This window comes from Arthrobacter humicola, assembly GCF_022803015.1.
Lineage (GTDB): Bacteria > Actinomycetota > Actinomycetes > Actinomycetales > Micrococcaceae > Arthrobacter > Arthrobacter humicola_A.
The window spans coordinates 1-15673 of record NZ_JAFKON010000003.1 but is presented as its reverse complement, the minus strand read 5'-3'; the positions used below and the strand labels follow the sequence as shown (position 1 = coordinate 15673).

13 protein-coding genes are annotated in these 15673 nt (G+C 62.5%); 7 read left to right on the top strand and 6 right to left on the bottom strand.

The features are described 5' to 3' along the window. Positions 1-23: 23 nt before the first annotated feature. Entirely contained in the window at positions 24-749 is a 726-nt protein-coding gene (locus tag ARTB_RS07605) for a B3/B4 domain-containing protein (RefSeq protein ID WP_243178461.1), read from the bottom strand. Positions 750-756: 7 nt separating this feature from the next. Further along, positions 757-1362, bottom strand: a complete 606-nt coding sequence (locus ARTB_RS07600; RefSeq protein WP_243178460.1) for a helix-turn-helix domain-containing protein — start codon at positions 1360-1362, stop codon at positions 757-759. Between the two features lie 908 nt (positions 1363-2270). Between ARTB_RS07600 and ARTB_RS07595 the strand changes: the two genes are divergently transcribed. Beyond that, positions 2271-2954 (top strand): nucleoside/nucleotide kinase family protein, encoded by a 684-nt coding sequence (locus ARTB_RS07595; protein WP_243178459.1) that lies wholly within the window; start codon positions 2271-2273, stop codon positions 2952-2954. Positions 2955-3318: 364 nt separating this feature from the next. Here ARTB_RS07595 and ARTB_RS07590 read toward each other — a convergent pair whose 3' ends face one another. Then, a complete protein-coding gene (locus tag ARTB_RS07590; protein WP_308197229.1) occupies positions 3319-5106 on the bottom strand; it encodes an amidohydrolase in 1788 nt (595 codons plus the stop codon). A gap of 255 nt (positions 5107-5361) precedes the next feature. On the opposite strand from ARTB_RS07590, the gene ARTB_RS07580 reads away from it, so the two are divergent. Continuing rightward, positions 5362-5637, top strand: coding sequence for a hypothetical protein (locus tag ARTB_RS07580; protein ID WP_028277917.1), 276 nt, complete (start codon positions 5362-5364; stop codon positions 5635-5637). A 300-nt stretch (positions 5638-5937) separates the two neighbouring features. After that, positions 5938-7461, top strand: a complete 1524-nt coding sequence (locus ARTB_RS07575) for a glycoside hydrolase family 43 protein (RefSeq protein ID WP_243178455.1) — start codon at positions 5938-5940, stop codon at positions 7459-7461. Positions 7462-7594: 133 nt separating this feature from the next. Here the strand turns inward: ARTB_RS07575 and ARTB_RS07570 are convergent, their stop codons facing one another. Then, positions 7595-8356 carry an HAD hydrolase-like protein gene (locus tag ARTB_RS07570; RefSeq protein ID WP_243178452.1) on the bottom strand — a complete coding sequence of 254 codons (762 nt, stop codon included), beginning with the start codon at positions 8354-8356 and terminating at the stop codon, positions 7595-7597. Between the two features lie 75 nt (positions 8357-8431). Here ARTB_RS07570 and ARTB_RS07565 point away from each other — a divergent pair, with 75 nt between their 5' ends. Further along, on the top strand, positions 8432-8899 hold the full coding sequence (locus ARTB_RS07565; RefSeq protein ID WP_243178450.1) for an Lrp/AsnC family transcriptional regulator: 468 nt from the start codon (positions 8432-8434) through the stop codon (positions 8897-8899). Positions 8900-9114: 215 nt separating this feature from the next. Here the strand turns inward: ARTB_RS07565 and ARTB_RS07560 are convergent, their stop codons facing one another. Both ARTB_RS07560 and ARTB_RS07555 read right to left on the bottom strand, forming a co-directional pair. Beyond that, positions 9115-10527: an aldehyde dehydrogenase family protein gene (locus tag ARTB_RS07560; protein ID WP_243178447.1), complete on the bottom strand. Its 1413-nt coding sequence runs from the start codon at positions 10525-10527 to the stop codon at positions 9115-9117. Then, positions 10520-11572: a homoserine dehydrogenase gene (locus ARTB_RS07555; RefSeq protein ID WP_243178446.1), complete on the bottom strand. Its 1053-nt coding sequence runs from the start codon at positions 11570-11572 to the stop codon at positions 10520-10522. The genes ARTB_RS07560 and ARTB_RS07555 overlap by 8 nt, the downstream gene beginning before the upstream one ends. Positions 11573-11872: 300 nt before the next feature. On the opposite strand from ARTB_RS07555, the gene ARTB_RS07550 reads away from it, so the two are divergent. The 3 genes from ARTB_RS07550 to ARTB_RS07540 all read left to right on the top strand — a co-directional run bounded on the left by ARTB_RS07550 (position 11873) and on the right by ARTB_RS07540 (position 15395). Continuing rightward, a complete protein-coding gene (locus tag ARTB_RS07550) occupies positions 11873-13312 on the top strand; it encodes an amino acid permease (RefSeq protein ID WP_243178444.1) in 1440 nt (479 codons plus the stop codon). Positions 13313-13459: 147 nt separating this feature from the next. Beyond that, a complete protein-coding gene (gene alr / locus ARTB_RS07545) occupies positions 13460-14557 on the top strand; it encodes an alanine racemase (protein ID WP_308197231.1) in 1098 nt (365 codons plus the stop codon). A 37-nt stretch (positions 14558-14594) separates the two neighbouring features. Further along, positions 14595-15395, top strand: coding sequence for an IclR family transcriptional regulator (locus tag ARTB_RS07540; protein WP_243178439.1), 801 nt, complete (start codon positions 14595-14597; stop codon positions 15393-15395). The last annotated feature ends 278 nt before the right edge of the window (positions 15396-15673 follow it).

Genomic DNA, 15673 nt, shown 5'->3' with positions numbered 1-15673 from the left:
GTATGCGGGGGTGGATGAGCATGTCAGTCTCTTTCGTTGGCTGGCGTGCCGGCGGTTATCAGGCGGCGGGCGACGCGGACATCGTGACCGAGTAGGGTCAGCCGGGCGGTCAGGTCCTCGGCTGCGGCGTGGAGCGCCTCATCGGTCATGGGTTCGAGCGCGTCGAGGATGAACAGCGCGGCGGTGGTGTTCTCGCCGAGCTGGGTGCGGCGTGCCTGGCGCCAGTTCCAGCGCCGGCAGGTCACTCCGGCGTCGTCGCACCACACGACCTCGCCAGGTTCCGGGTGTTCGATCACCGCGGCGTCGCCGGCGGCCGTATCGAAGGGCTCCGTGCCGGTAGCGCGGACCAGCCGGGGCGCACCGCTGTAGCGGTTTAGGTCCTCCCCGCCCAGCGGGATCTGGTGGAGCACCGAAACCGCGTTATAGAGGTCGGTGAGACGGTTCACCCGGGGCAACCCGGACACCGCACGGCGCAGGAGCGCCTCCAGGCTGTTGCGCGTGCGGCTGGGTTTGGGGCCGAAGGCCTGGTAAGCCTCGCGCCACGCAGCCACGTGTGGGAGCTGCTCAACCGGCCGGCCGTTGAGCAGCCCCCGGGCTGCGGACTCCGCCGCCTGGAGCATCTCCTCTCCGGCCTGGTCACTCGGGCCAGGGACGAGTCCGTCAACGGCCAGCAGCAACGCCCGGTAGTCGGGCCGCAGCGCGAACACGGCGGCGTCAACATGGCCGCCGTCGAGAAATTCCTGAAGCATGCCTGACTCAAGCATCGGACGCCTCCGGCCGGTGACCTGTCCCCACGCCCGGCTCGAAGACGGCCAGGGAGAACCTCGCCGGCTCCGTGCGCGGATTGGCGTAAGAGTGTGCCACGTCGCCCGGGAACGTCACCGCATCGCCCTCATCGAGGGTGAGCAATTGACCTGCGACCTCCACCGTGACCGTGCCCTGCTGGACCTGCAAAAGCTCCTTGGTGCCCGACGTATGGGCCTCGCTCACATGACGGTCGCCGGGATCCAGCGTCCAGTCCCACAGTTCAACCACGTCCGGCGGTTCGGTGCCGGCCACCAACACCCCGCGGCCGCCGTACTCACCGCTCCACAAAGCAGCGCCTTCACCACTGCGGGTGACCTTCACCGGCTTCGGCCGAGGGGGCTCGACCAGCGCGGGCAGCCCCACGCCGAGCGCGTCGCTGATCCTCAGCAGGGTTCCCACGCTGGGATTCGCGGCACCCTGCTCCACGTTGACCACCATCCTTCGGCTTACCCCGGCAGATTCCGCCAGCTGATCAAGCGTCCAGCCCCGCGACTGCCTCTCCTGCTTAACCCGGGCGCCGATTGCCAGCGCCAAGCTCGTTGTACTCTCATCCATAAGTGCATCATACTGCACTTTCAGTGCACTCGATGTCTGCCCGTCGTTAGGCCGCCGTCAACGAGTGGCCAAAAGACCCTCTTGAGCTTCGACGTCGCACCTCATGCCGCCAATCAGGACCAAGCCGTGCAGGACTCTCGTAGACGATCTCCAGTGAGAAACGCGACAGCGACCGCATCCGCTGCTGTCTTGGAAGACAACAGTTTTTCGACACTAGGCGCCGATGCCCCAAACGCTGAGCCGGGTCGGCGTGATTCCTAATCTCCTCATGGGGGAGTGGGTCCGCAACGCTCTGAACCGGCCAATTTGCGGTGTGTACAAAAGTGCCCACTTTGGGCTTTCGGACTCGGTCGTACCGGGGCCGGATCGGGCCGGATTCCGCAGGTTTCCGGGGGGAGTCCAGTGTTGGCAGGGGAGGGAATGCAGTTCGAGTCCCACCTCGGGCACGTGTTTTCACTGTTCAGGGGCTTGTGGTCCGCTGAATGTTTACAAATCTCCTTTTATGGGCCCCTGCTGGGGCCCATTTTTGTTGGTGGCGGCTGGTCTGGCGGCTCCTTCTCTTGCTTGGACAGCGGTATTGCTGTGTACTCCTTCATGGGCGGGAGCGCTTGGAACTGCATGACCTGCTGCGACTTGGGATCACTCGGGCCTCCCGTCTTGCTGTTTGTGTCGGGCGTGGTTGGCCTTGTACCTGTTCATCTCCTGGAGTTGCGGTGATGACATGACCTGCGGGAAGTTTCTGGGAGATTTTCTGGTCCTCGATTCGTTCCTTTTCTTGGCCGGAGAGAGGTGCACGGGTGTTGGTCCGGCAAAGGATGTGTGGACATTGTCCACGCCGATGTAACGTGATGCCGTAGAACACCGGTGACCTCCTGCCTGGTCCAGGCGAGAGCCGGAAAGGAGAAGCGATGAGCACCCCTCCATACCTGCGCTGGGACGAATCAGGCCAGCAGCAGCTCCTCGCCCGGGCTGAAGCGCTGCTCCAGCGGCGAAGACGGTGCCTGCTCGGAATAGCCGGGGCGCCCGGTGCCGGAAAATCCACCATCTCCGAATGGCTGCTGGAGCACCTGGACCATCCCCGGCAGGTCGCCCTGGTCCCCATGGACGGATATCACCTGGCGCAGTCGCTGCTCGTGGATCGCGGGCTGGAGCACCGCAAGGGCGCTCCGGAGACCTTCGACGGTGCCGGCTACGTCGCGTTGCTCCGCCGGCTGCGCTCAGAGATCTCGCGGGAAATCTTCGCACCGGTGTTCCGCCGTGAAGTCAACGACGCGATTGCCGGGGCCATCGCCGTCCCGCCGGAAACACGCCTGATCATCACCGAAGGCAACTACCTGCTCTTAGACGAGGCCCCCTGGAACGAGGTCGCATCCCTCCTGGATGAAACCTGGTTCGTGGAACTCGAACAGGGCGAACGCCTGCGCCGGCTCACCGCCCGGCACCTAAGATTCGACAACGACGCCGCCATCGCCGAATGGCGCGCAACCGGCAACGACGAACGCAATGCCCGCCTGGTAACACCAGGAAGCCAACGCAGCACGCTCGTCATCGAACACACACCCGCGACCGTCTCGGCGCCCGGCCGCGAGTAAGCGGCCAGAAACCCAGCCGCGGCTTCAGCGGGACTGCGGCGTTACTCACTGCCTGGAACACAAAATGCCCCCGAGATTCTTTGATGAGTGCCCACCCTAACGTGCCTTCGTAGCCCCTTCTGAGCGGCGGCTTGTCATTGTCACGGCTATCGGCGGCGTAGGCAGACTCACAGACTGCGGTAGTGACAGACTTCCGGTGTTGTGAACGCATTCTTCCCGTCTTGCGAAATGCAGGCAAGCCGCAGTTCTGTGCCCGGGGTTGGTGCTGGTGTTTTGGGTCTTGCTGTCAGGGCCGACGGGGGATTGGACGGTTTATTGAATACGCAACATCTGCCACGGACGCGGCTGTCCCGTCCTCGTCTGATTAGGAGGCCGCCGCGTTGGCCGGTGGTGAATTATCCAGGCCCAGCCAGGCCAGGGCTGCGGCGACGAGGGCTTCGGTTCCGGTCTTTAGGGTCGGCTGGAGGACGGGTAGGAACATCGGCGAGTGGTTGGCCGGAACGTCATCCAGCACCCGGCCGTCCCGTACGGCAGCCCTGTAGGTCTGCGGGTCCGTTCCGCCGATGCCCCAGTAGGTGTAGGGGATGTTGCCGGTCCGCGGAATATCGCTAAAGTCCTCGCTGGCGGTCTGGAGCTCGAGGCTGCCGGCCCGGTCGCCGAAGTAGGTGCTGAAGGCCCCGGCTACGCGCGTGGTTGTTGCCTCGTCGTTGACGGTGAGCGGAAAACTGTCGAAGGTTTCGAAGTCCGGTTCTTTGGGGGAGCCGCTGGCGGCGCACTCGGCTTGGACGGCGCGTCGGACAGAGTCGAGAATCCGCTGCCGGGTGGCGTCGGTGTAGGTGCGCAGGTTCAGTTCCATGACCGCCTGGTCGGGGATGATGTTGCTCTTGGTTCCGGCGTGAAGGCTCCCGACGGTGAGGACGGCAGGTTCGGTGGGCGGGGTTTCCCGGGAAATGATTGCCTGCAGGCGAAGGACGATCATGGCGGCTAGAACGACAGGATCAATGGTGTTCTGCGGCATTGAGCCGTGGCCGCCGCGGCCGTGGACTGTGATGCGGATGCTGTCGGCGCTGGATAAGACCGGGCCGGACCGGGTGGCGACGTGGCCCGAGACTCCGGGCAGAACGTGCTGGGCGAGTGCGACGTCGGGCGGGGGGATGCGATCAAGGAGAGCGTCGTCGAGCATGCCGCGGGCTCCGTCGCCGGTTTCCTCGGCGGGCTGGAACAGGGCCACGAGCGTGCCTCGCCACTGGTCCTGGTGCTCGGCGAGCAGTCTGGAGGCGCCCAGCAGGCATGCGACGTGAACGTCGTGTCCGCAGGCGTGCATGACGGGCACACGGTCCCCGACCTGGTCCTGAGCTGTGATGGTGCTTGCGTAGTCCGCGCCGGTCCGTTCCTGCAGGGGCAGCGCGTCCATGTCGGCCCGGAGTAAAACCGTTGGCCCGTTGCCGTTTTGCAGCACCGCAGTGACTCCTGTTCCCCCGATCCCGGTCTCCGTTTGGAAGCCGTAGGAACTCATGCTGCGCGCCACGTTGGCGGCGGTGCGGTGTTCCTGGTGTGAGAGCTCAGGGTTTTGGTGGAGGTCCTTGTAGAAGTCCTCCTGTTCCGGGCGGATTGACTCGTAGTGTTGCAATATCTGTTCGGTCGCGGCCACGAGGTCTCCTTTCGTCCGGCTCGAGCGTCCTGCCCTGCCCCCCCAACGTACGCCGGGCCGGTCCCACCTGCTAGGTCTTGCCCGGTTTGCGACGACGTCACGCAGCAACCCCCCGCCGACCCCGGTGGTGACGCCCAGCAGGGCGGCCGAAACGGGGTTCATGCCCGCGTCCAGGGCCGTGACTGCTCCGGTGGTACAGAACAGTGCCAGGCCGCCGGCGTCAAAGACCAGCAGTGTCCGCGGGAACCGCTGGACACGGCGTGCGAAAAAGTAGACCAGCAGTGCAGCGGCCACCGGCGGAACCAGGTACACCGGCTGGGTGAAAGGCGTCGGGGTAACGCCGATGATCAGGTCCCGCACCACGCCGCCCCCGAGCCCGGTCAGCGACCCCAGCAAGAGCGAGCCCACTATGTCAAAGGGCCGCCGCGCGGCCAGCAGGCCCACCGGCGCTTTCTTAGGGAGCGCTTTCGCGCCCTGAGCGGCGGCTCCGTCTTTGGCCATCAGTCTCCTCGCTCCCGAAGTTGACCTAAAGCGGTTGGGATTTCGTATGCCCGAGGACAGACCAAATTGGTGGAAGCTTTACATAAGATCCGCTATCAACTCCCGCCCTGCAGAGTGGCCCATGGCCGATAGCGGAGGTGCCATCCCGGCGCCGTGATGCTGGACTCCTTGGCTGCTTCGGGGGAATAGCGGGGGCTGTGGCGGTCTTGTTCTAACCGGGGCGTCGACAACCGGCTGCCTCGTGAAAGGACCTCATTGCCCACTCCCTTTATCCCGTTCACCATGCGCGCTACTGTCCGCGACGACCACAAGCGCTCTTTCCGCACGGACATAGAACGTCTTACCGGCGGTCATCGCGGGTGGGCGCCGCTGGACGTCGTCAAATCCACCGACACCCAGGCGCTGCTGCGAGGAGCGATCGCTCAAAGCGTTCACACCGCTACGGACGCGAGCCTCGCCCGCTACCTCCAGGATCGCTTTGTCGCTGATAACGATATTTATTTGGATCTCACCGTCTGCATCGGACGCTAGCAGACGCCCACGCAAGCCCCGGACCACGCTGGTCCGGGGCGTTTCCATGTGATCGAAAGGCAGCCGGGCACGTACCGTCTCGCCCCTTGAAGGCATCGTGGCCAATTAGTGCAACGCTCTGGACCATGCAGCGGCAGCGCTGAATGACGTGGCGTCCCCGGCTGTGATGCGGGTGTGAGGCAGGGAAGGTGTTCCAACCAGTGAAAGTCCAGGTGGGACTGCAAGGCGGGACATCCTAGGGTTGAAATTCCTCTACTCCCGCAGACCGGGTAGTCAATGCCAGCAACGGACGGAGCCCCATTGGTTGACATTGCAGTCGAGCAGGTTCGCCAAGTAACATCTCCCGCAGCCATCACACCGGTTATTCCGGGTTTCCACCCTGACCCCACAATCTGTCGGGTCGGCTTCGACTATTTCCTGGCAACGTCGAGCTTTGAGTACTTCCCCGGAGCGCCGATCTTCCACAGCCGGGACCTCGTAACTTGGGATCAGATCGGGAACATCCTCACCCGGCGGAGCCAGTTCGCTGTTGGGGACGGGCGTCCTTCAGGCGGGATCTTCGGCTCAACGCTCAGGCATCACAACGGTGAATTCTGGTTCGTCACCACGAACATGAGCGACTTCGGTGGCGGTCATTTGCTGTTGCGGTCCAAGGAGGCTGCCGGCCCGTGGAGCGACCCAGTACAGATACCGGGAACGCTGGGCATCGACCCGGATATCGCGTGGGACAGCGACGGAAGTTGTTACCTCACCTGGGTGGGGTTCGGCCCCGGCGAGAATGAGTCCGGTATCGTCCAGGCGCGGCTGGATCCCGACGCTGGCCGCCTCTTGGAATCTCCCAGGAAGGTGTGGCAGGGAACAGGGTTGGCCTACCCGGAGGGGCCGCACTTGTATGAGGAGGGCGGCTGCTGGTATCTGGTTTTGGCCGAAGGCGGCACGGAACGCGGTCATGCCGTTTCTGTCAGCCGTGGCAGCAGTCCCGCAGGTCCTTTCGAACCGCATCCGAACAACCCCATCCTCAGTCATCGAAGCATGGCGGCGCCCGTCCAGAGTGTCGGCCACGCGGACCTGGTCGAAACGGTCGATGGTGATTGGGCCGCGGTCTACCTCGGTGTTCGTCCCCGAGGCGTTGTTCCTGGCTTTCACGTCCTGGGTCGAGAAACTTATGTTGCGGGTATCTCCTGGGACCAGGGTTGGCCGCGGTTCGATGAGGACCGTTATCAGGTTCCCGTCGTCGGGTCTTCGTTTATTGACGTTTTCTCTTCAGGCAGCCTTCACCCGCGGTGGATTTCACCCGGCCAGGACCCGGCTTCGTTTACGGCCGAAACCCCCGAAGGTCTCCTTATCAGGCAGAGCCAGACTGGCAGCGTTCCCATCTTGGCAACCAGGGTCCTCGGACACGTTTGGGATGCACGCGCGTCAGTTCTTCTCTCGGGTGACGAGGCGGTCAGGTTCCTCCTGAGGATGGACGACTTCCATTGGTATGGCATCGAAGCCTCCGGACGCCAAATCCGGGTCGTGGCCCAGATCGGACCCCTTCAGCAGGTGGTAGCGACAGCGGAAATCGACCCAGCCCCTGGACCATTTCAGCTGGAAATCGCATGCAACGACTCACCCTTGGCGGGCCAACCGGGCATAAATACTGGGCCGGACGAAGTCACATTGGGCTTTCGAGAGCACGGCGAGCTGACGACGCTCTCGCGGATGGACGGCCGGTATCTGTCCACAGAGGTCGCCGGCGGGTTCACCGGCCGCGTTGTCGGACTGGCGGCAACCAGCGGCAGCATTGTCATCGAACGGTTCGAATACAACCATCACGATTAGCGCCGCTCGAGTTCGTCCATCCCTGAGAGTCTCCGGCCCCATTTAAGGCACGATTGCGCTCTCCCAGCCAGTGCGGGAGCTCCACACTCGGGGATGAATGCGTGCGAACCTAAACGCCGGCTTCGACGGCTCGTCAAACAGTGGAATGTGAATGACTGCTGGTCGCATTCGTGGACTCATCGCACGAGGGATGCTGCGCGGCTGACCGCCGGCGGTTCTCCAGGATCAGTGGCAGAAGGGCCGCAGGAGAGGCAGCAACGGCGGCGGCCTGCGAGGCTTCCTCGGCCTCCCCGTATCCCCAGAGTGCGAATATTGTGGGGATTCCGTGTATAGCTGCTCCCGCGACGTCGTAGCTTCGGTCTCCGACCATTGCGGGACTGGAGATGTCTACGCCTTTGGAATGGAGCCGAAGCAGCAATTCGGTGATGACGTCTGCCTTGCTCGCTCTTCCCTCGCTATCTGACGCTCCGCATACGGTGATGAAGTGGCAATCAATTCCGAACATTCGTGCCAGTCTTATTGCTTGATCTTCAACCTTGGATGTGGCTACGGCCATCGGAATGCCGGCCGAATGTAGGCATTCGAGTAGATCGATGATCCCTTCGTAGGGGCTGGACTGTTCGGCGCCATGATCGGCGTACGCTTTGCGATAATGTTGGAGGGCCTTTCGGGCCGTCTTTTCGTCCAGTTGTGTGACTGATCTGAAGGACTCGATCATGGGCGGACCAACGAATCGGCGCAGTATGTCCATGCTGGGGACCGGCGCGCCCACAGCTGCCAATGCCTGTGCAGCACTTGTTGTAACGCCCGGTGCTGAATCCAGGAGCGTGCCGTCCATGTCGAACAAGATGCAGCTGATGCCAGTGAGAGACGGCCGGGCTTGATGAAGTGTCATTTTTTCGAGGCTTTCGGTCTTGAAGTTGTTTCCGTTCCGGTTGAGTCCGGGGGATTATTGCGGTGAAGGGCAGGCATGGATCAAGTGAGTCTTGATCAGATTGATCAGAGGATTCTTGCGGAGCTTACGAAGAACGCTCGCATGAGCCATGCAGAGCTGGCGACCAAAGTCCTCCTTTCGAGGAACGCTGTGCGCCAGCGGATCGAGCGGATGGAACGGCAAGGGTATATCCAGGGGTACACGATTGTTGCCGGCCCTCCGGGCCAGGGCCCGGTGTCCGCCTTCCTGATGGTTTACAGGAAGGACCGGGTGCGGGGGGCGGACGTCATCTCCGTGTTGCGGTCGATTCCCGAGGTGGTTCTGTGCGATGTCGTGAGCGGTGACTTTGATCTTCTGGTGAGGGTCGAGGCCCGGTCGCTGGCGAGGGTTCAGGAGATCTGGGAGCAGATCGCTGCTATTCCCGGAGTCACGGACACGGTGACGGCCATGACGCTTTCCAGTTTCATCAGGCGGGGCGCCGGAGGTGCCCGCGCCACGGAGTGAAAGTGATCAGACTCCGGTCATGTTTGGATTTCTGACAGGCAGCACGGCGGAGTCCAGCAGTGACCGAGCTGCGTCCCGATCCAAGAAGTTCTTTCTGGTGACGATGTCCAGAATGGTTGATCCGTCCTGGAGGGCTTCCTTGGTGCGCAGTTTTGTGCCGGCTGCTCGGAGGAACTGGAGGGGCGCAGGCCCTCGGCCGCGCCCCTCCAGTTCGATCAGTTCTTGATGCAGATGACTTTGGGCTGGGTCATCTCCTCATACGCGAAATGGACGCCCTCCCTGCCCATGCTCCCGTACTTAGCCCCGCCGAATGGCATGCCGTCGAACCGGTAATCAGAGGAATCATTGATCATGACGCCGCCTGCTTCGAGCTGGCGGGCCGCATCCATGGCCCTGGCCAGGGAGTCGGTGAATATGCCCGCATGAAGACTGAACTCGATGGCATTGGCGACGTCGATGGCCTCTTCGAAGGTGTTGAATTTACGAAGCATGACCACAGGGCCGAAGACCTCATCCCTCCACAGGCTGCTGTCCGCCGGGACGGCTTCCAGGACGGTCGGCTGAAGCACATTGCCGTCCGTGACGTTGCCTGAGAGCAGGACGGCGCCGGCGCCGAGGGCCAGGTCCAGTTTGGACCGGAGCTCCTGCAATGCTGTGGGGCTGATCATGGGTCCGACATCCGTCTGTTCATCCGATGGATCTCCGGCAACCAACCGCGCCGTTGCCTCCAGGAAGCGCTGGCGGAACGCGCCGTACACGGGGGCGGCCACGAGGATCCGCTGCACCCCCACGCAGTTCTGGCCGGCGGCCCAAAATGCTCCGGAGACGCAGGATGCCACGGCTTTCTCGATGTGTGCATCGTCCAGGACGATCACGGGTGCGTTTCCGCCGAGATCCATGGAAAGCTTCTTCAGGCCTGCCGTGCGGGCGATACTCTCCCCAGTGGAGAACCCCCCGGTGAAGGACACCATTCGTACGTCCCGGGACCGAATGATTTTTTCGGCCACTTCCCGGTCGCCGTGAACAATCGTGAGGGCTTCCGGCGGGAGGCCGGAGCTCACGAGGGCGTCCGTGAGCAGCTGGGCTGACAGGGGAGTCAGCGCAGAGGGTTTGAGGATCACGGCGTTTCCTCCGGCGATTGCCGGGCCGATCTTGTGTGCCACCAGGTTGAGGGGGTCGTTGAAGGGAGTGATCGCGGCAATGATGCCCAGTGGTTCGCGGGAGTACCATCCTGTGCGGTCCTCTGAGCCCTCGTAGGAGTCAAAGGGTATGACTTCACCGGCGTTCCGGCGTGCTTCGGCAGCCGAGAGGCGGAGCGTGTTGACCGCGCGCAGTACTTCCTTCCGCGCCTGGCGGATCGTCTTACCGGCCTCGGACACAATTGTTTGCGCGAACTCCTCGTTGCGCTGCTCGATCTCCGTTGCGGCGCCGTCCAGTATCTTCCCGCGTGCGTTGCGGGACAGAGCCCGTGCCTTCCGGGCGCCGATGCGGGCCGTTTCGATCACGGCATTGCCGGCGGTGGCTTCGGTCAGCGAAACCGCGCCGACCACTCGGCCGTCGTAGGGGCTCATCACGTCGCGGAACTGCGGCAGCGCCGTTTCCGTCGAGCACAGCGTTGATTCAGACATTTGCGGCTACTTCCTTGCTGGCTGCGTGCATTGCGATGATGTCAGAGAGCAGGGCGTAGGCGGTCTCCACACGGCCGGCTCCCGGTCCGGAGACGGTTACGGGGCCCAGAAGGTCGGTGTCGAAGGACACGGCATTGGTTGCGCCGGAAACTCCGGCCAGCCCATGGCTGAGGGGGAGTGCTACGGGGGAGACGCCTGCGGTCACTGACCCGTCCGGGTTCCGCCGCGCTGAACCCACGAGCTTCCAGCGGCGTCCCTCGCGGGTTGCCTTCTGGATATTCTCCGGCGTCACTGTCGAAATCCCCTCCCGCTGAACGTCCTTTAGTTCGATGCCTGCGTCGAGCAGCTCGTTGGCGAGGATCAGTACCTTGAGCTGAACGTCGTATCCCTCGATGTCGGCTGCGGGATTGGCTTCGGCGTAGCCGAGTTCCTTTGCCTCGCTGATGGCCTCTTCGAAGTCCAGTCCGGATTCCATCCGCCCGAGCACATAGTTGCTGGTGCCGTTGAGGATGCCTTCGAACCCGTTCAGCTTCAGCCCCGCGAACATTTTCTTGGCCAGGCGGATGACTGGAGTGCCGCTCATGACGGCACCCTCGAATTCGAAGTGCACGCCGTTCTGTTCGGCCAGGGCGGTCAGTTCGGCGCCGCGGAGGGCAACCGGGCCCTTGTTCGTCGTGCAAACGCTCTTGCCGGATTCGAGGGCCCAGCGTACGTGCGAAACTGCTGGCTCGCCGTCGTCGGGATTCGTGAACGTGGCCTCGCAGATGATGTCGGCGGTGCAGTCACGGATAACTAATTCGTTATTGGTGTCCGCGGACCCGCCATGGGCGGCGAAAGTTTCGCTTCCACCGTCCAAATTGAGTGCGATGCCGAGGTCGATCCCCTCGGGCTGGACCAGCGAGCCGAGACGCAGGTCGGTGATGGCCACGACACGCAGGCCGAAGCCCAGCTCGGAACGAAGTGTGTCACCGCGTGTTGCGACCAGTTCGGCCAGCGTCCTGTTGACGCCCCCGAAGCCGATCAGCGCAATGTCATAGGTGGTCATGGTGCTCCTTAAGTCAGATACATCGGTCCTCCAATGCTCACCGCATTCCATGTCCGTCAGTGCATGTCATTGTGACCGAACAGCCGGGCGAACTGACCATCTGTGTGCCGATTCGGCAGCAGCGCCGCGAGGTAACTTAGGTGCAACATAAGCATGTTGAAATGTTTTTAATGACCCAAAAGCCGTTTTCGTGTTACTTTCATCACTACCGCCACTGCACAGCCCGAGGCGCCCTGCCCCCAAGCCGGGGCGATGTGCGCATCTTTCGCATCAGACCTATCCACTCACCTGGGAGAAACCATGGAACCGTCATCACCTGTCCAGCTAGACACACAGCCCACGTTTCCCCCGTCGACCGACACTGGGCTCCGGCGGTCCATGGGGGCACGCCATCTGGTCATGATCGCCATGGGCGGGGTGATCGGCTCAGGGCTGTTCCTGAGCTCGGGCTACACCATTTCCCAGGCCGGACCGCTCGGCGCGGTCATCGCCTATCTGGTCGGCGCCTTCGTTGTGTACCTGGTTATGGCCTGCCTCGGCGAGCTTGCCATCGCGTATCCGGTTTCAGGCGCCTTCCACATTTACGCGGCGAGGTCGATCGGGCCGGCCACAGGGTTCGCCACGGCCTGGCTGTACTGGCTCTGCTGGGCAGTGGCCATCGGATCGGAGTTCACTGCCTCCGGTCTCCTCATGCAGCGCTGGTTCCCGGATGTTGACGTCTGGGTGTGGTGCGTCATCTTCGCCTCGATCCTCTTCGGATTCAATGCAGTTTCCTCGAAGTTTTTCGGCGAGTCCGAGTTCTGGTTTGCCATCGTCAAAGTCGGCGCCATCGTGGTCCTCATCGTTCTTGGTGGCGCGGCGTTGTTCGGCATCCACCCGCTCAGTGAGGGAGGTAGCCACCCGTTCATGTTTGAGAATTTCAACACCTCCAGCGGTCTCTTCCCCAACGGTTTCAGCGGCGTCCTAGTCACTGCACTTGCAGTGTTCTACGCCTTCTCCGGCTCGGAACTCATCGGTGTGGCAGCGGGGGAAACAGCTGACCCCGCCACCAGCATCCCCAAAGCGATGCGCAGCACAGTCATCCGCCTGCTGATCTTCTTCGTCGGGGCAATCGCTGTCATCGCAGCTACCATCCCTTTTGATCAGGTAGGCCTGGATGAAAGCCCGTTCGTGACTGTCTTCTCATCCATAGGCATTCCTTTTGCCGCCGACATCATGAACTTCGTCATCATCACCGCCCTCCTCTCCGCTGGAAACAGCGGCCTCTTCTCCTGCGCACGGATGCTCTACTCCCTTGCCGATGAGGGGCACGCCCCCCGGGCGCTGAAGAAACTGACCCGGGGCGGTATCCCCCTAATCGCGCTTTCAGTCAGCATGCTCGGAGGCCTTGCGTCGCTCATCAGCAGCGTCGTTGCGCCCGAAACGGTCTACCTGGCTCTCGTTTCAGTGGCAGGTTTCGCCGTCGTCGGGGTCTGGATGTCCATCACCGCCTCGCACTTTTTCCACCGGAGGTCCTTCGTCAGGAACGGCGGCGATGTCGCCGCCCTTGCCTACAAGGCCCCGCTGTTCCCGCTGGTGCCCATCCTGGCCTTTTCGCTCTGCGTAATTTCGCTCATCGGCATCGCTTATGACCCCAACCAAGTAGCAGCCCTCTATTTCGGAGTTACCTTTGTTGGCGCCTGCTACGCCTTCTTCTACTTCAAGTACGGACGCAAGGCGCGCGCAAACCAACTGTCCTAATGCCGCCATCAACCATCGCCTACCCAGCTTCTCGGCCGGGGACTTTCGTCCCCGGCCGAGAAGCCGTCCAACGGATAAACCATGAATTCACAAGACCTGAGGCAACGCGTACGCAGTTCGGGCCTCGACGCCGGCAGCTGGCTGTAGATTGACGCAGCAGCTTTCGAGTCAAACGTCCGGAACCTCCTGTCTATGATCGATAACCGGGCGCTCCTGTGCGCAGTGGTCAAGTCCCATGCATACGGACATGGAGCTGACCTTTTACTCCCTTCCCTTGTTCGTCTAGGCGTTCCCTTCGTCGGAGTAGGAAGTAACGAGGAGGCAGCCATTGCACGCCGCTGCGGTTTTGCGGGCCGGATATTGCGTGTCCGTGCCGCGGCTCCGCAGGAGATCAAGGCCGGCATGCGTCACGGAGTCGAAGAACTTGTTGCCGACCCGCAGAGCGCCTGGGAGATGCACAAGATCGCTGCCGAGGCCGGGACGGCGATCCGCATTCACCTCGATATCAACGCTTCCGGGATCAGCAGGCACAGCCTCGACGTCTCGTCCACGCTTGGGCGGGCATCTGCGGTAGGGATCGTGAGCCACCCTGGGCTCATACTGGCCGGGATCATGACTCATTTTCCCAAGGACGATACCGGCCATATCGAAACGGCTCTACTTCGTTTCCGCAGTCAGGCGTTGACGCTGCTCCAACTGACCGGAACGCGCCGGGAGGACGTGCTGCTCCACTGTGCCAACTCCTACGCCGCGCTGCACGTCCGCGGCTCGTGGCTGGACATGGTCCGTGCCGGGGCAGTCCTCTACGGCGATTCGGAACCTACAACAGGGCACTTCCAACGGTGTTTGGCCTTCAAAGCCCGGATCGCTTCCATTAATAGCTATGCAGCAGGTACCAAGGTCGGCTACGGGCTAACCCACACCTTGGACCGGGACTCAAGGCTGGCATCAGTGACAGCGGGTTACGGAGATGGTTACCGGCGGGCACTGGCCAGCCAAGGCAGCGTGCTTGTCCGCGGCCGACGCGCTGCCATAGTCGACATCGTTTCGATGAATTCCATGGTTGTCGACGTCACCGACGTGGCGGGAGTTTCCCCTGGAGACGAAGTCGTGCTGTTCGGGCGGCAGGGACGCGCAGAAATCGCTCCCGCAGAACTGGAAGCAGCGAATTCAGCGATACTCGCTGACCTCTACACTGTGTGGGCGCAAGGAAACCGCGTCCTGGTCAACAATGAAGACATGTGAGAATAGGCGTAGTCATCGGGCGGAAGGAGCACGGAGCATGGATTCTTCCTCGGAAGCGTCGTCCATGGCCCAAGGACTTCGAATAGTTCGGTTGGTCGCAGACCGGGAGAAGCGGGGCAGGCGGCTTCTCGGCGTTTCCCAGCTCGCATCCGAGCTGGATATGGAACAAAGCCGCGTCTCACGGCTGACGCAGGAATTGTGTGAGCTGGGACTGCTGGAGCGAGTCGAACGCGGTCCCTTCCGAACCGGTCCACGTTTTTTCAGCCTGGCCGCAGCGCTGAATACCGGCTGGGTCCGCGAATCAAAAACCGAACTTGAGGCCTTAGTTGCTTCTTTCGGCCTTAGATCCAGAGTTTCCGTCCGTGATGGCTTCCGGGTCGTTCTCCTGCGGGCCTCCAGTAACGATGCGGTACCCGGCAGCTTCGTGAAACCCGGCATGGTGACGCCCGTGTGGTGTACCGGCTCCGGACGGGCCTTGCTGTGGGACGACCAACAGCCAGCCGTGGAAGTCCTTCTCCAGGATGTCAACTTTATCGGCGTAGGCGGTCCGGGGGCGGCCCATTCGCCGCAAGAAGTCGCCGAACTGATGGACCGGGACAGGGCGCGGGGCTTCATTGTCGCGGAGGAAGAATTCGAGCACGGAATCTACGAACTGGCCGTTCCGGTCCGCAACCCTGAAGGATCGATTCTTGCCGCGCTCAGCGTCCTCGGCAGCCGGGCCGAGATCAAACCCAGCACCAATGACATTGCAAAGGCCCTTACGGCAGCAGCCGAGCGGCTGGGGTCCTTTGAGGGCCGTCCCCGGGGTAACGCGGTCCGGAAGGGCCTTGCCAGCTGATATGAGTTGAGTCTGTCCTTCACAAACACCTCCGGAGATGTCAGGACGGGATGTATCAGATTCCCTTGAGGACCTGAGGTTGATCCGCGGGATCCTCCCGACACCTTCGGAGGTGTTTGTTATGTCTGTTCAGGGCGTGGTGACCGGTGAATCACCCGTTGTTGTTGCTGTCGACGTTGGCAAGAGGACGGTCGCGTTGTCGGTCACCGATGCCGCCCGGCACCGCCTGTTGGGTCCGGTGGACTTCGAGATGACCGGACGGGGCCTGGACGGGATCC

Excerpts from the sequence above, each read along its gene's own strand:
- ARTB_RS07605 (WP_243178461.1), bottom strand. The coding sequence starts at position 749 with ATGCTTCAGGAATTTCTCGACGGCGGCCATGTTGACGCCGCCGTGTTC.
- ARTB_RS07600 (WP_243178460.1), bottom strand. The coding sequence starts at position 1,362 with ATGGATGAGAGTACAACGAGCTTGGCGCTGGCAATCGGCGCCCGGGTT.
- ARTB_RS07595 (WP_243178459.1), top strand. The coding sequence starts at position 2,271 with ATGAGCACCCCTCCATACCTGCGCTGGGACGAATCAGGCCAGCAGCAG.
- ARTB_RS07590 (WP_308197229.1), bottom strand. The coding sequence starts at position 5,106 with ATGGCCAAAGACGGAGCCGCCGCTCAGGGCGCGAAAGCGCTCCCTAAG.
- ARTB_RS07570 (WP_243178452.1), bottom strand. The coding sequence starts at position 8,356 with ATGACACTTCATCAAGCCCGGCCGTCTCTCACTGGCATCAGCTGCATC.
- ARTB_RS07565 (WP_243178450.1), top strand. The coding sequence starts at position 8,432 with ATGGATCAAGTGAGTCTTGATCAGATTGATCAGAGGATTCTTGCGGAG.
- ARTB_RS07560 (WP_243178447.1), bottom strand. The coding sequence starts at position 10,527 with ATGTCTGAATCAACGCTGTGCTCGACGGAAACGGCGCTGCCGCAGTTC.
- ARTB_RS07555 (WP_243178446.1), bottom strand. The coding sequence starts at position 11,572 with ATGACCACCTATGACATTGCGCTGATCGGCTTCGGGGGCGTCAACAGG.
- ARTB_RS07550 (WP_243178444.1), top strand. The coding sequence starts at position 11,873 with ATGGAACCGTCATCACCTGTCCAGCTAGACACACAGCCCACGTTTCCC.
- ARTB_RS07540 (WP_243178439.1), top strand. The coding sequence starts at position 14,595 with ATGGATTCTTCCTCGGAAGCGTCGTCCATGGCCCAAGGACTTCGAATA.